General features: G+C 43.1%; 10 protein-coding genes and 1 pseudogene. 5 read left to right on the top strand and 6 right to left on the bottom strand.

The genetic code is table 11. The features are described from left to right. The first annotated feature begins 38 nt into the window (after nucleotides 1-38). The 3 genes and pseudogenes from FM038_RS12520 to FM038_RS12510 all read left to right on the top strand — a co-directional run. Entirely contained in the window at nucleotides 39-1,142 is a 1,104-nt protein-coding gene (locus FM038_RS12520; protein WP_142871244.1) for an FRG domain-containing protein, read from the top strand. A 99-nt stretch (nucleotides 1,143-1,241) separates the two neighbouring features. Further along, a complete protein-coding gene (locus FM038_RS12515) occupies nucleotides 1,242-1,658 on the top strand; it encodes a hypothetical protein (protein ID WP_142871243.1) in 417 nt (138 codons plus the stop codon). 633 nt (nucleotides 1,659-2,291) lie between these two features. Beyond that, a pseudogene (locus tag FM038_RS12510) lies at nucleotides 2,292-2,961 on the top strand (transposase); the annotation flags it as partial. A 252-nt stretch (nucleotides 2,962-3,213) separates the two neighbouring features. Here FM038_RS12510 and yfaE read toward each other — a convergent pair. The 5 genes from yfaE to ubiG all read right to left on the bottom strand — a co-directional run bounded on the left by yfaE (nucleotide 3,214) and on the right by ubiG (nucleotide 8,864). Further along, nucleotides 3,214-3,588 (bottom strand): class I ribonucleotide reductase maintenance protein YfaE, encoded by a 375-nt coding sequence (gene yfaE, locus FM038_RS12505; RefSeq protein WP_142871305.1) that lies wholly within the window; start codon nucleotides 3,586-3,588, stop codon nucleotides 3,214-3,216. Continuing rightward, nucleotides 3,557-4,687: a class Ia ribonucleoside-diphosphate reductase subunit beta gene (nrdB, locus tag FM038_RS12500; RefSeq protein ID WP_142871241.1), complete on the bottom strand. Its 1,131-nt coding sequence runs from the start codon at nucleotides 4,685-4,687 to the stop codon at nucleotides 3,557-3,559. Before nrdB ends, yfaE begins: the two co-directional genes overlap by 32 nt. 91 nt (nucleotides 4,688-4,778) lie before the next feature. Further along, nucleotides 4,779-7,067, bottom strand: a complete 2,289-nt coding sequence (gene nrdA, locus FM038_RS12495) for a class 1a ribonucleoside-diphosphate reductase subunit alpha (RefSeq protein WP_142871240.1) — start codon at nucleotides 7,065-7,067, stop codon at nucleotides 4,779-4,781. Nucleotides 7,068-7,512: 445 nt separating this feature from the next. Continuing rightward, nucleotides 7,513-8,190, bottom strand: a complete 678-nt coding sequence (locus FM038_RS12490; protein ID WP_142871239.1) for an HAD family hydrolase — start codon at nucleotides 8,188-8,190, stop codon at nucleotides 7,513-7,515. Between the two features lie 11 nt (nucleotides 8,191-8,201). After that, a complete protein-coding gene (gene ubiG, locus FM038_RS12485) occupies nucleotides 8,202-8,864 on the bottom strand; it encodes a bifunctional 2-polyprenyl-6-hydroxyphenol methylase/3-demethylubiquinol 3-O-methyltransferase UbiG (RefSeq protein ID WP_419555644.1) in 663 nt (220 codons plus the stop codon). 359 nt (nucleotides 8,865-9,223) lie between these two features. Here ubiG and gyrA point away from each other — a divergent pair, with 359 nt between their 5' ends. Together gyrA and serC are read left to right on the top strand one after the other, a co-directional pair. Continuing rightward, nucleotides 9,224-11,938, top strand: a complete 2,715-nt coding sequence (gene gyrA, locus FM038_RS12480; protein ID WP_142871238.1) for a DNA gyrase subunit A — start codon at nucleotides 9,224-9,226, stop codon at nucleotides 11,936-11,938. Between the two features lie 158 nt (nucleotides 11,939-12,096). After that, the gene (gene serC / locus FM038_RS12475; RefSeq protein ID WP_142871237.1) at nucleotides 12,097-13,188 is read left to right on the top strand and encodes a 3-phosphoserine/phosphohydroxythreonine transaminase; all 1,092 of its coding nucleotides are present in this window, start codon (nucleotides 12,097-12,099) and stop codon (nucleotides 13,186-13,188) included. 158 nt (nucleotides 13,189-13,346) lie between these two features. Here the strand turns inward: serC and FM038_RS12470 are convergent, their stop codons facing one another. Next, nucleotides 13,347-14,552, bottom strand: coding sequence for an amino acid aminotransferase (locus FM038_RS12470; protein WP_142871236.1), 1,206 nt, complete (start codon nucleotides 14,550-14,552; stop codon nucleotides 13,347-13,349). Nucleotides 14,553-14,851 lie beyond the last annotated feature (299 nt).

Here is a 14,851-nt window from a genome sequence, read left to right as displayed (position 1 = left end):
GCGTGACTTAGTGTAATGTAGAATATGGAGTATCAGATATGAAAGGACAATGGATAGGGGTTTATACAGGAAGTGTTGATGGTAAACTCATGATCAATGTTGATGAAACCAGCACCTGTTATGAAGCAGTTACCTACATATATCCTCATAATAAAGATATTCCTTCATCTGTTGCTTACTTAAAGACCCGTGACAAAAGTTTGGAACAGGAGCTTGAAGCCAATGTGGTGCCCATAGATCCTATAACTGGGTTCCCTGGGCAGTGGAAAGACATCAAGAAGCATTATTCTGACGATATCGTTCACTCTGATACTTCACATATCAAACTCAAATTAATCGGCAATAAACTCAATATAACTTCAATATCAGATATTGGAGTTGAACTTTCTAGTGAGCTAGAGATGCCTACCAAAACGGATGAGTCAAAGGTGATTGGTCAAAGAATGTCATGGAGTGAGTTTAAGTCTCATATTTCTGATTTAACTGATTCACAATACCTCTACCGTGGACAAAAAAAGGATTGGAGGTTAAGAACCACATTTCATCGTGGAGAACGCTATAGAATAAGTGAGTTTACTAGAGCGGATGTTAAGCAGCTCCATAAGAGGTTAAGTGCGATTACTTCACATTATTTTGATTTGACTGTACCGGAACAGAATGGTGCCTTTTTTAATCTTCTTCAACATCATGGTTATCCAACTCCGTTGCTGGACTGGTCATATTCTCCATATGTTGCAGCATTTTTTGCTTTTCGAGGGTGGCCAATTAATTACTCTGGCGAAGAAAATGTTCGTATTTATCTATTCAATAACAAAGCTTGGTTAGATAAATACCCCCAAATTCAAAACATAGACCCACCGTATCCACATTTGTCTGTAATGGAGTTTATTGCCATTGATAACCCTAGATTGGTACCACAACAAGCAATTACGACTGTTACTAACCTCGATGATATAGAAGCATATATTCTAGATAAACAGGAAAAAGACGGTATTGAATACATCAAGGCGATCGATATATCAGCAAAAGAACGAGAAATTGCGATGAGTGACTTAAGGTTTATGGGTATTACTGCGGGCTCAATGTTTCCAAGCATAGATGGCGTATGCGAAGAATTAAGAGAAAGAAACTTTGTAAGGTAGGTTTTATAACATAACGCAATATTTTTACCCCTAAGATTTTATTGGGTGTTAAGATGTTGTTTTTTAATGGTATTAATTGTTTATAAGGTTGGATGTAGAATGAAAACTTGGCTGGTTAATACGAATACAAAAGATGAGAATTGTAACCCAAATGCTTTTAAATATATGTTACGCCAAAACAAAGCCGCTGCTTTCTATGGTCGAGCTCCTGAAATAGACAAGATTTGTAAAGGTGATCTTGTGTGTTTGTACCATAACCAAAACCGTATTATTGCGGTGGGAACAGTTGTAACTCCTTATCAAGGACACGATTTTAGAGATGTGGAAGTAATTGAACATTGGGTTGATGTTAACTGGCTTTGGAAAGCAGATTTTGATAGAGATTTTGTGCCTCAAAACTCGATTGACCGAAATGATTTAGATATCACAATGGTAAACGGTACCGTCGTTAACGTAACCGATCAAATTAACTATAAAGAACTACTCGCACAAATAGCACAACGTCAAAGTTTTTAAAATATAACTAAGTTAAATCAGTCGGCCATTTTAGTCTTGTCTACGTTTTTGAAAATGACGCAAACATCGCCAATCCTAAAATTCCACTGAGGCAAACCTTATGCCTGCGGGTAGATTGCATTGCTTAAACGATATTTTGTAGTTTTACTTTTATTTAAAGGAGAAGATAGGACTGCCATATCTTTTGTGCTTGAGCTTATTCCCCTTGTTCAAAGTAGAAGTGCACCACTCATTTCAGTATAGGTTTCAAAAGGTGTCTTGTAATTTAGACACTTTCTTGGCCTTGAGTTTAGTGCATTTTCAATTTTCAAAATCTGACTGTCAGTGATAGTTTCAAAGTCAGTTCCCTTAGGTAAGTATCGACGTATTAGTCCGTTAATTTGTTCTACAGCACCTTTTTCCCAGCTATAGTATGGCTAGCAAAAGTAAGACTTACAGTCTAGATGCTCATTTACAACTAGATGATGTGCATTCTCAACCCCATTATCATAAGTTATTGAATTAACTAGCTCAGGTGGATGTTCTGATAGTTTTTTAATAATCAGAAGGCGGGACAGCCATATCTTTTGTGCTTGAGCTTATTCCCTATTAGGCTTTTGTTACCTCAACTTAGTTTTATTCAGGATAACGATTATGACTTCAGCCCGAAGAATCCTTATCGATGCAGAATCGACTCCGTTTTACCACATAATAAATCGTTGTGTTAGAAGGGCTTTTTTGTGTGGAGAGGATAAACTCACAGGTAAAAGCTATGAGCATAGACGCGGCTGGATTGTCGATAAAGTTAAGGCTCTATCTGCTATTTTTTGTATTGATGTCTGTGCCTATGCGGTGATGAATAATCACTATCATTTAGTCCTTAAAATCGATACCGACAAAGCCAAGTCATTGAGTAACCGTCAGGTTATTAGTCGATGGTGTAAGGTCACAAAAGGGCATGATGTAGCGACTAAATATATGAATGGAGAGACCTTAATTGAGGGGGAGCGTTTACTACTCGATGGGTTATTGGCTGAGTGGCACGAACGTCTATCCAGCATCTCTTGCGATTGATTTATTGGGGAGTTGAGGTGCCTCAATGAAGAGATGGCGCGTAGAGCCAATCGTGAGGATGGATGTAAAGGGGCTTTCTGGGAGGGGCGCTTTACCTATTTCATTTATAAAGAGTCAAGCCTACTTGATGAACAAGCACTATTAGCCTGCATGATGTATGTTGATTTAATCCCTATTAGAGCAGGTATTTCCAACACACTTCAAGCTTCTGATTATACGTCTATCCAGGAGCGCATTAACGAGCTAAATACATCTGATAAAGACACTAAACCAAATGATGATGAATCAGAACCCACCTCGAGTGAGCGACTCAAACCCCTTTCCCAATTTGATGGTGCAGCTCATTTAGCGACTCAATCAGGCGTCCCATTCCATTTTATCTCCAAAGGCTTGGAGATAATTAGTGGTTTCGAATAAACCAAGATACTTTTTCTAATCAATGTCAGTTTAATTAGACTCGATGCTCTAGCAAGTTTTTGTCAAGAAATGAGCTAAGGTCAGATTAGGACTTGGTTTGTTCTAGGGCGAACACTGCGGTTGTTATGCCCGGGCGAGTCACGACATCTGCGCCTTCTGGTGACAGATTAAGGTCTAAGTCGCTAGTGGGTGTACAGCAACAGGGTAGGCACTCATCGCTTTCAAGTTCAATCAGTGGCAGGGTGTGATATTTAACGCTTCCGCTGTTGATCTTGGTTTTACAGGCGCCGCAATAACCATTGCGGCACTCTGAAAACACCTTAACCTGCTTATGTTCAAGGGCGACGAGCAAACTAGGGTGTTGTTGATTAAACAAGAGCACCGGCTGGCCATCTAGGCTGACTATCGGTGCTTTGGTTAAGATTTTATTAAAGGTCAAAGTCTTCAAACTCACTCTCATCGATAGAGGCATCGATTTGACCAACAAGGTAAGATGACACTTCGACTTCTTGTGGTGCAACTTGCACTAAATCACTTTCCAGCCAGTTTTTCATCCAAGGTAGTGGGTTGGTGATATCTGCATAGTGACACGGCAGGTTGACCGACTTCATGCGCTCATTGGTGATGTACTCAACGTATTGACACAAGATCTGTTCGTTAAGACCTATCATAGAGCCGTCTTTAAATAGGTATTGAGCCCATTCTTTCTCTTGCTCGGCGGCTTTGATGAAAATGTCATAGGCTTGCTGTTCACACTCTTTGGCTATCTCACCCATTTCAGGGTCGTCAGCACCGGCTCGCATTATCTTGAGGATATGTTGCGTGCTATTAAGGTGCAGCGCCTCATCACGGGCGATAAGACGGATAATCTTAGCGTTGCCTTCCATGACATTACGCTCGGCGAATGCGAAAGAGCAGGCGAAGCTCACGTAGAAACGAATCGCTTCTAATACGTTGACTGACACCATACAAAGATAAAGTGATTTCTTGATCGTACGCTGTGTGACCAAAAGCTCTTTGCCGTTGATGGTGTGTGTGCCTTCACCGTGAAGGTGGAAGGCTTGGGTAAGCAGGATCAAGTCATCATAGTACTGGGCAATATCTGTTGCACGTTTCAAGATCTCTTCATTTTCAACTATGTCATCAAAAATGATAGAAGGGTCGTTAACGATATTACGTATGATATGGGTGTAAGAACGCGAATGAATAGTTTCTGAAAAAGACCAGGTTTCAATCCAGGTTTCCAGTTCCGGTAGCGACACTAAAGGCAAGAATGCCACATTAGGCGAGCGGCCCTGAATAGAGTCGAGCAAGGTTTGATACTTGAGATTAGAGATGAAAATATGTTTTTCATGATCTGGAAGTGCGGCGTAATCAATTTTATCTTTACTGACATCGACTTCTTCAGGACGCCAGAAAAAAGACAGCTGTTTTTCAATCAGCTTTTCAAACACTTCATATTTTTGTACGTCGTAACGGGCGACGTTGACCGACTGCCCCATGAACATAGGTTCAAGACGAGCATTATTAGGTGTTTGACAAAATGTAGAGTAGGCCATGTTTTCTTCCAGAATATAGGGGCTTCATGCCCCTAATTATTGTAAAAATCGACTCAAAGTCTTGAGTCGATGTCTTGATCACTGTAGCGAGTTATATCTTACACGCACCGCCTTCGCAGTCGTCATCTTCTTTCTCAATGCTGATCATGCTATCCATCTGATCTGAAGCGCCATCACGAGTGTTGTGATAATAGAGCGTCTTGACACCGAGTTTGTAAGCATTCAGCAAGTCTTTCAATAATACCTGCATCGGGACCTTGTTACCTTCGAATCGGCTTGGATCATAGTTAGTATTTGCCGAGATAGCTTGGTCAACAAACTTCTGCATCAAGCCCACAAGCTGTATATAACCATCATTATTGGGCATCTGCCAAAGTAGTTCATAGCTATATTGGTACTTCTCGAAATCCGGTACCACTTGCTTAAGCTGGCCATCTTTACTCGATTTTACACTAATGAGCCCACGAGGAGGTTCAATACCGTTAGTCGCATTAGAGATCTGCGATGATGTTTCAGATGGCATTAATGCGGATAAGGTAGAGTTACGCAAGCCATGCTTAACGATATCTTGGCGCAGTGTTTCCCAATCCATATGTAGCGGCTCATCACATATCTTATCCAGGGCACGCTTGTAGGTATCGATGGGCAGTACACCCTTCGAATACGTCGTTTCGTGGAATGATGGACAAGCGCCTTGCTCTTTAGCCAAATTCATCGATGCTTTGAGTAGGTAGTACTGTATGGCTTCGAATGTCTTGTGGGTAATGTTATTAGCCGAACCATCTGAGTAGCGTACCCCTTCCTTCGCCAAGTAATTAGCAAAGTTAATCACGCCTATGCCTAAAGTTCGACGATTCATCGAAGACTTGCGTGCCGCGATGATAGGGTAATCCTGGTAATCGAGTAAGTTATCTAATGCCCTTACTGCGAGATCGGCTAACGGCTCAAGCTCTTCTAGGTTTTTAATCGCCCCTAAATTGAGTGCAGACAAGGTACAAAGGGCTATTTCACCTTCGGGATCATCTATGTTATTGAGCGGCTTAGTCGGCAGTGCAATCTCAAGACACAGGTTTGATTGTCTGATCGGTGCAACCTTGCTGTCAAAAGGACTGTGTGTATTACAATGATCCACATTTTGAATATAGATACGGCCAGTAGAGGCACGTTCTTGCATCATCAATGAGAAAAGCTCTGTCGCCTTAATCTGTGTTTTGCGCACAGATGTATCGGCTTCATACTGAAGATAGAGACGTTCGAACTCGTCTTGGTCTTCAAAAAAGGCATCATACAGTCCTGGGACATCTGATGGACTGAAGAGGCTGATCATGCCGCCCTTAATTAGGCGCTGATACATAAGTTTGTTGAGCTGAACACCGTAATCAAGATGACGAATACGGTTATCTTCAACACCACGGTTATTCTTCAATACCAGTAATGACTCAACTTCTAAATGCCAAAGCGGGTAAAACAGTGTCGCAGCTCCACCACGTACGCCACCTTGCGAGCATGACTTAACCGCTGTCTGGAAATACTTAAAGAAAGGTAAACAGCCTGTATGGAATGCTTCACCGCCGCGTATTGGGCTACCTAATGCACGGATGCGACCGGCATTCACACCAATCCCGGCGCGCTGGCTGACGTATTTAACAATCGAAGAGGCCGTCGCATTGATTGAATCTAAGCTATCGCCACATTCAATCAACACACATGAGCTGAACTGACGTGTAGGAGTACGTACCCCTGCCATGATCGGTGTTGGCAGTGAGATTTTAAAGGTGGAAACCGCATCATAGAAACGCTTAATGTAGCTTAGGCGTGTCTCACTTGGATATTTAGCGAACAAACAGGCGGCGACTAAGATATAAAGGAATTGCGCACTCTCATATATCTCGTGAGTGACCCGGTTTTGCACTAGGTACTTACCTTCCAGTTGTTTGACTGCCGCATAAGAAAAACTCATATCGCGCCAGTGATCCACATAACCATCTAAGATATCGAGTTCTTCGCGGCTGTAATCCTCAAGAATATGTTGGTCATATTTACCAGCCTCGACCAGTTTGACAACATGATCATAAAGTGTAGGCGGCTCAAACTGACCAAATGCCTTCTTTCTTAAATGAAAGACGGCTAATCGGGCAGAGAGGAACTGGTAATCAGGTGCTTCTGGTGAGATGAGATCGGCTGCGGCCTTAATAATCGTTTCATGAATAGCTTCGGTTGGAATACCATCGAAAAATTGCAGGTGCGATCTGAGCTCTACTTCAGAGACTGAAACATTCTTAAGATCTTTGGCTGCCCATGTGATCACGCGGTGGATTTTGTCTAGGTCGATGGTCTCGCGCTCGCCACTACGTTTAGTGACTTTCATATTGCTATTCATTAAAGATAGGCCTTGATAATAATATTTGAGTATGAGGGGTTAAGCTCATCCTACGATTCCCTGTATAACAACCAATTTCAACACCTTAAATTGGTAATTTCCATGTCGATAAACAAGTCATTACTTGTGTCTCTATTTGCTACTCACACACAATATATAGTGTTTTTAGATTTCTTAGGTACAAGATAGTGACGTTTCGGTGATTTTGCAAGTATCAATTATCGCAACAAGCTGTGGCCATCTTGTGGATAACTTGAGGGTAAGATCTAGGGTTAGTATTGGCTAACCTTTGAGGTCGGAATTCATTGGCCTTAGCACGCTAGGTTGAAAAAATAAGCGACGCTTTAAGATTAAAATATCCAGTGACCGATTGGCGATTTTTTCGATATTGATTGTCACTAGCGGGCATTAATCGAATGGAAAATGCCCGCAGTAAAAATCAGCGCTAGCGGATAAAGTCGAGAACCTCGAAGGGGGTATTGAAGTTATGCTGACTGGGCCAATTTTCAGGTTGATCATTGTCACTGATATAACCCCATAAGGCAGTGCCCCCGATCATTGCCGAATATTTTGCTGCCAACAGATCACGTTCGGCATCACCAAGGTATAAAATATTCTCAGGACACACACTGATTTGCTGTGAAGCCAGGAGCATAGGTGCAACATGGGGTTTAGCAAATAGCGTACTATCTCCACTGATCACCGTTTTCATCCTTGATGTCAAACCTAAGGCTGCGATAAGTGGCCTGGTAAACCTGGCGGGTTTATTAGTGATGATGCCATAGGGGAGCCCAACGCTATCTAAGTGAGCGAGAAGTTGGGGGATCCCATCGAATAGATAGCAATTATCGCCATTGATTTGTTCATAAAACCTAAGTAACTCTTGTTGCGCATGTAATTGCTCATGCTCGGATGCATGGGGAAGTGCAGCTTTAACTAGCGCCATACTGCCGTTGGATGCTATATGGCGCATCTGAGTTAATGTGACACTCGAATGACCTAGCTGTTCGAGGCTCAAATTTAATGCGGCCACCAAATCCGGTGCTGTATCGGCGAGTGTACCGTCTAAATCAAACAGTACTGCTTTTATACTCACTTTTACACTAGCGTCGATATTCCCCATTTGGTTGCTCCTCAATCATTACTCTTTCGGGTTGCAATCATATAGTTAACATCGACACTCTTGGTATAAGAGAAGGATTCTGTGAGCGGGTTGTAAGTGATGCCTGTGGCGTCTTCACAAAATAACTCAGCATTTTCTGCAAGAGAGATGAGCTCAGAAGGCTTAATAAACTTACTATGGTCATGGGTGCCTACGGGTAACATCTTAAGCAGGTATTCAGCGCCTAATATCGTTTCTATATAGGCACGGGTGTTTCTATTAATAGTAGAGAAGAATACATGCCCCCCCGGTTTTACCATATCGGCGCAGGCTTGGATCACTGAACGTGGGCTAGGGACGTGTTCTAGCATCTCCATACAAGTGACAACATCATAGGCGCCATAATGATCCTCTCTATGTGATTCTGCTGTATCTTGGATATAGTTGAGCTCAACGCCCATTTCTATTGCATGTAATCTGGCGACATCCAGAGGCTCAGTGCCCATGTCTAAGCCGTTAACCTTGGCACCGATGCGGGCCATGCTCTCTGATAAGATCCCACCGCCACAGCCAACATCCAGAACGTGCTTACCAAAAAGACCGCCACAGGTCTGATCGATATAGTTGAGTCGAAGCGGGTTTAACTTATGTAATGGCTTAAATTCGCCTTCAGGATCCCACCAGGTCGCTGCCATTTTTTCAAATTTTGCGATCTCTGCAGGATCGACATTTATCTCAGGCTTAATTTCTTGTTCCACTATATCACCTCAATAGCGATTATTAATGATGTCATTATACCCATAGGCTTGAAGATTCAAAGCATCACCAAATAAGAAAGCAGTGATAATTTAACCAATTGATTGATTAGCGAACATTGTTTGATTTTAGTCAATTATTTATACGGACTTCACTTATTTATCGCTAAAGTTGAATAGGGTCTGGTAGCAAAAAATAACTGTGTTAGAATGCCAAATCACGTTTTCAGGCTGTTCCATTTTGGCTCTCCATTTCGGATTGTCAGTGGTAAGCTACATTTCAAGGGATCGAGCAGTTTATGACTGATCTGGCTTCATCTATAACACCAATTAATATTGAAGACGAATTAAAGAATTCATATCTAGATTACGCCATGAGCGTGATTGTCGGCCGTGCACTACCAGATGTTCGTGACGGTCTTAAGCCTGTTCACCGCCGCGTACTCTTCGCTATGAGTGAACTTAAAAACGATTGGAATAAACCTTATAAGAAATCGGCACGTGTTGTCGGTGACGTTATCGGTAAGTACCACCCTCACGGTGATACTGCGGTTTATGACACTATCGTTCGTTTGGCACAGCCTTTCTCTATGCGTTACCCTTTAATCGATGGCCAAGGTAACTTTGGTTCTGTCGATGGTGATGCCGCAGCGGCGATGCGTTATACCGAAATCCGTATGGATAAGTTAGCTCATCAGCTATTGGCGGATCTTGAAAAAGAGACCGTCGACTTTGTGCCTAACTATGATGGTACTGAGTTTATTCCGGAAGTGATGCCTACCCGTATACCGACACTCTTGGTTAACGGTTCTTCAGGTATTGCCGTAGGTATGGCGACAAATATCCCGCCTCATAACATTACTGAAGTGATTAAAGGTTGTTTGGCGCTAATTGAAGAGCCTGCATTGTCTATCGAACAGTTAATGGAATACATTCCAGGACCTGATTTTCCTACTGCAGCAATGATCAATGGCCGCAAAGGGATCATCGATGCCTATAAGACTGGGCGTGGGCGTGCAATCATGCGTTCCAAGGCTGAAGTTCAAGTAGAAGATAATGGCCGTGAGCGTATTATCGTTCACGAGATCCCTTATCAAGTTAACAAAGCACGTCTCATTGAAAAGATTGCAGAGCTAGTTAAAGATAAGAAAATGGAAGGCATCAGCGGTCTACGTGATGAGTCTGATAAAGATGGTATGCGCATCGTTATCGAGATCAAGCGTGGAGAAGTGGGTGAGGTTGTACTAAACAATCTTTATGCACAGACTCAGATGCAATGCTCGTTCGGGATAAACATGGTGGCCTTGACCAATGGTCAGCCTAAATTGTTTAACCTAAAAGAGATGCTCGAGTGCTTTATTCTTCACCGCCGTGAAGTTGTAACGCGCCGTACTGTATTTGAATTGAAAAAGGCACGTGAACGTGCTCATATCCTCGAATCTCTGGCTATCGCATTAGCAAATATCGATCCAATTATTGCAATGATCAAGGCATCACCGACGCCTGCTGAAGCTAAAGTTAAGCTGATCGCTCAAGGTTGGGAATTAGGTCATGTTAAAGCCATGCTTGAAAAAGCCGGCGATGATGCAGCGCGTCCTGAATGGTTAGAGCCTGAGTATGGTATTCGTGACGATCACTATTACCTTACCGAGCAACAAGCGCAAGCTATCTTAGACCTACGCTTACATAAGCTAACGGGTCTTGAGCATGAGAAAATATTAGCTGAGTATGAAGAGCTGATTGAGATCATCGCGGCATTACTCTTTATCTTGCGCAGCCCTGAGCGTTTATTGGAAGTGATCAAGGAAGAGTTAAACGAAGTACTTGAAAACTTCGGTGATGAGCGTCGTACCGTCATTAATGCTAACGAAGTTGATATGAGTCTTGAAGATCTTATCAATGAAGAAGATGTGGTAGTGACCTTATCTCACTTAGGCTACGCCAAGTATCAGCCATTGACCGACTACCAGGCTCAGCGCCGTGGTGGTAAAGGTAAGTCAGCGGCAAAAGTGAAAGATGAAGACTTCGTCGAGAAGTTACTGGTTGCCAACACCCACGATACTATTTTGTGTTTCTCTGATTTTGGTAAGCTCTATTGGCTTAAAGTGTATCAGTTGCCGCTCGCTAGCCGTCAGGCTCGCGGTCGTCCAATCGTTAACTTACTGCCTCTTTCTGAAGGTGAGCACATTACGGCCATCCTTCCAGTGCGTGAATATGCCGATGATAAGTTTATCATCATGGCGACTTCACACGGCACCGTGAAGAAGACTGCACTGACTGCATACAGCAATCCACGTGCTAACGGCATCATCGCTGTAAATCTTAAAGATGGCGATGAGCTTATCGGTGTCGATATTACCGATGGCAAGAGTGACATCATGTTGTTCTCCGATGCGGGCAAAGTGGTTCGTTTCAACGAGATGGTGAGAGACTCTGAAACCGGTCTGGTTAAACTTGACCCGGAAACTAACGAAGAGCTCGTTGCATTGCGTCCTATGGGTCGTACCGCTACCGGTGTTCGTGGTATCCGCTTAGAAGATGGTCAGAAAGTGGTTTCACTGATTGTGCCGAAAGAAGATGGTGCTATCTTGACGGTCACCGAGAATGGATACGGTAAACGTACCGCACTCGATGAGTATCCGGCTAAGAGCCGTGCGACTAAGGGTGTTGTCTCTATCAAGGTCAGCGAGCGAAATGGTGCCGTAGTCGGCGCCGTTCAAGTCGGTGAAAATGATGAGCTCATGCTTATCAGTGATAGAGGTACCTTAGTACGAACTCCTGCAACGGGTGTTTCTACTATTGGTCGTAACACTCAAGGTGTGACGATCATTCGTACCGCAGAAGGAGAGAAGGTGGTTGGTCTTCAGCGTATCGATGAAATCCAGGAGGATGAGGTCGAACTCGATGAAGAGGGCAATCCTATCATCCAAGAGGGCGATAACGTCGAAGCAGGGCAAGTTGTCGAAGGCGAAGAGCCCAAAGATGATGAGCCTGAGGCAGAGCCTGCCGAATAAGCGTTAACCTCTAAAACGAGCGTCCAATTGGACGCTCTTTTTGTTTTAGGCTTATGAAAAATAGAAAAGATAGTTCCAAATAGAAAAATATTATAAGTAAAGTCACTAACCCTATGGCAAACTAAATTTTCATCATTAATAGATAAGAGGATAGAGAAGTGAGCGCGACATATAATTTCTGTGCAGGTCCAGCCATGTTACCCCAAGCCGTAATGCAAAAGGCACAATCTGAGTTATTGGATTGGAATGGCCTAGGTACGTCGGTGATGGAGATAAGTCATCGCAGTAAAGAGTTTATTGCACTGACCGAGCAAGCGGAAATCGATTTGCGTGAATTGATGTCTATCCCCTCTAACTACCATGTGCTGTTTATGCACGGTGGTGGTCGAGGTCAGTTTTCAGCTGTAGTGAATAATTTTCTTGGTGAGAATGGTCAGGCGCTGTACTTAGTCTCCGGTAGTTGGTCAAAGTCGGCCGTTGCTGAAGCCATAAAACTGACCAGTGACTCCCAGATAGATAGTATAGATATTGTTGAAAATACTAATGATATTAACAAGGTGGTTATTCCTAACTTAAAAGAGATTAACAAAGATTATCGCTACCTGCATTACTGTCCAAATGAGACCGTAGATGGTATCGAAATATTTGATGAGTTTGACTCTCCTTGGCCGATCGTTGCCGATATGTCGTCAAATATCATGTCTAGAACAATAGATGTGAGTCGATATGGATTAATCTACGCGGGGGCTCAAAAAAATATTGGACCTTCGGGTCTGAGTATTGTCATTGTTCGTGACGATCTATTGTCATTACCTTGCCTGCCTCAATCTTCAATCATGGATTACCGCCTAGCGGTCAAACATGGCTCCATGTACAACACGCCGCCAACCTTTGCTTGGTACTTAGCAGCAGAGGTGTTTAGCTGGCTTAAAGGTTGTGGAGGAATAGCAGCCATGGCCGAAACAAACCTGAAGAAGGCGGCGCTGCTTTATGATTTTATCGACAGCAGTGATTTCTACACGTCTAAGGTTAGCGTTGAAAACCGCTCGGTGATGAATGTGACGTTTTATCTCGCCAATGAAGCGCTCAACAGTGAGTTCCTTAACCAAGCGACACAAGCCAAGCTTGTGGCTCTGAAAGGCCATAGAAGTGTCGGTGGTATGCGCGCGAGTATTTATAATGCGATGCCCATAGAAGGGGTCGAGGCGTTGGTTGAGTTTATGAAGGATTTTGCTGTTAAAAACAGTTAATGCAAAGATGACGCCCATTTCATGGGCTGTTCGACGCCAGTAAACTGGCTGTTAGGTACTGACTTCGTCAGCTAGATGAAAGACTCAAAGATGAGCCTTTCATTTAGCCAATGAAGAAAATTCCTAGGACCTAGATCCTAGGAACTTATTTTTTACTTCTAGAGTATTTTCGCTATCGATTCCGCTAAGTAATCAACGTTCGCAAGACCAATACCCGCTATGCTGATGCGGCTAGAGTCCACCATATAGATGCTGTGCTCTTGTTGCAGGCGCTCTACTTGCTGAGAATTGACTCCTAGGAATGAGAACATGCCCTTTTGCTGGGCAATAAAGCCAAAGTCACGCTTGACCCCCTTCTCGATCAACTTGTTTACTAGCATGCTACGATTGCCATTGATGCGATCGCGCATAACTTTTAGCTCAGCTAACCATTCTTGTTTTAGCTCTTCAGAGCCTAGTATCGTCTCAACGATGGCTGCACCGTGAGCTGGCGGCATAGAGTAGATACAACGCACCACATAGAGTAAGACAGAAAATGCGACATTGGCAGAGTTTGCATCTTTACCGACAATAGAACAGGCACCGATACGCTCACGATATAGACCGAAGTTTTTAGAACATGAACTACATAAGATCATATTATCTACTGATGCAGCCATCTTACGCACACCATAGGCATCTTCATCTACGCCGACACCAAAGCCTTGATAGGCCATGTCGATGAGTGGCGTGAAGCCTTGTTGCTGGGTTATCTCAATGATTTGATCCCATTGGGCTTCATTGAGATCCATGCCACTGGGGTTATGGCAACATGCATGAAGCAGCACCACATCATCAGGTCCAACTTGAGACAGTGCCGCCTTCATCTCGTCAAATTTAAGGCTTTTGCTGTCGTAATCGTAATAAGGGTAGGTCTTAACTTCGATACCAGCAGCTTCAAACAAGCCGGTATGATTGGCCCAGGTCGGATCACTGACCCAAATAACGGCTTTTTGTGATGCTGTTAACTGGCTGGCGCGAACAATAAAATCAGCGGCGACTCTTAATGCTCCCGTTCCACCTGGGGTCGAAACGGTTCGGATCCTGTTGGCCAACAGAGCTGGGTTACTCTTGCCAAATGCGAGTTCAGTGAGAAGCGCGTTGAAGTTCGCAGAGCCCGTTGGCCCTATGTAAACTTTTGTTTCCTCAGTGTCTATGCGATGTTGCTCAGCCTTCTTTACGCAAGCTAAGATCGGGGTGTGACCCACCTCATCTTTATAGACTCCAACACCAAGATCGATTTTATTGGCGTGTGTATCTTCTCTATATTTAGTCATCAACCCAAGGATCGGATCTGAAGGCAGAGCGGTGAGAGTGTCGAACATAGCTTATTTACCCTTATTAGATTTATTGGCGTAATCTGCCTTTTTATTCATGAAGTTTAGAGTAACGTAAAACACAGAGCCAGTAATAGTGAATAGAGGGAATTGAGTAAACTAATTAACTGGCAGGAATTTGTTCCACCTGAGATGCTCGTATTCACAACAATGACAAAAGTCGATTTTACCGGCTAATTTATGCAAACAAATGTTAGATATATGAGCGTTTGAAAGAAAATTACCGCGAAACACAATAAAAACATAAAAAAGTGTTGAATAGTGCTGCTTAATCAGTAAATTTATAA

The sequence above is a fragment of the Shewanella eurypsychrophilus genome, assembly GCF_007004545.3.
GTDB lineage: Bacteria > Pseudomonadota > Gammaproteobacteria > Enterobacterales > Shewanellaceae > Shewanella > Shewanella eurypsychrophilus.
This window is presented reverse-complemented; position numbering and strand designations above follow the sequence as displayed.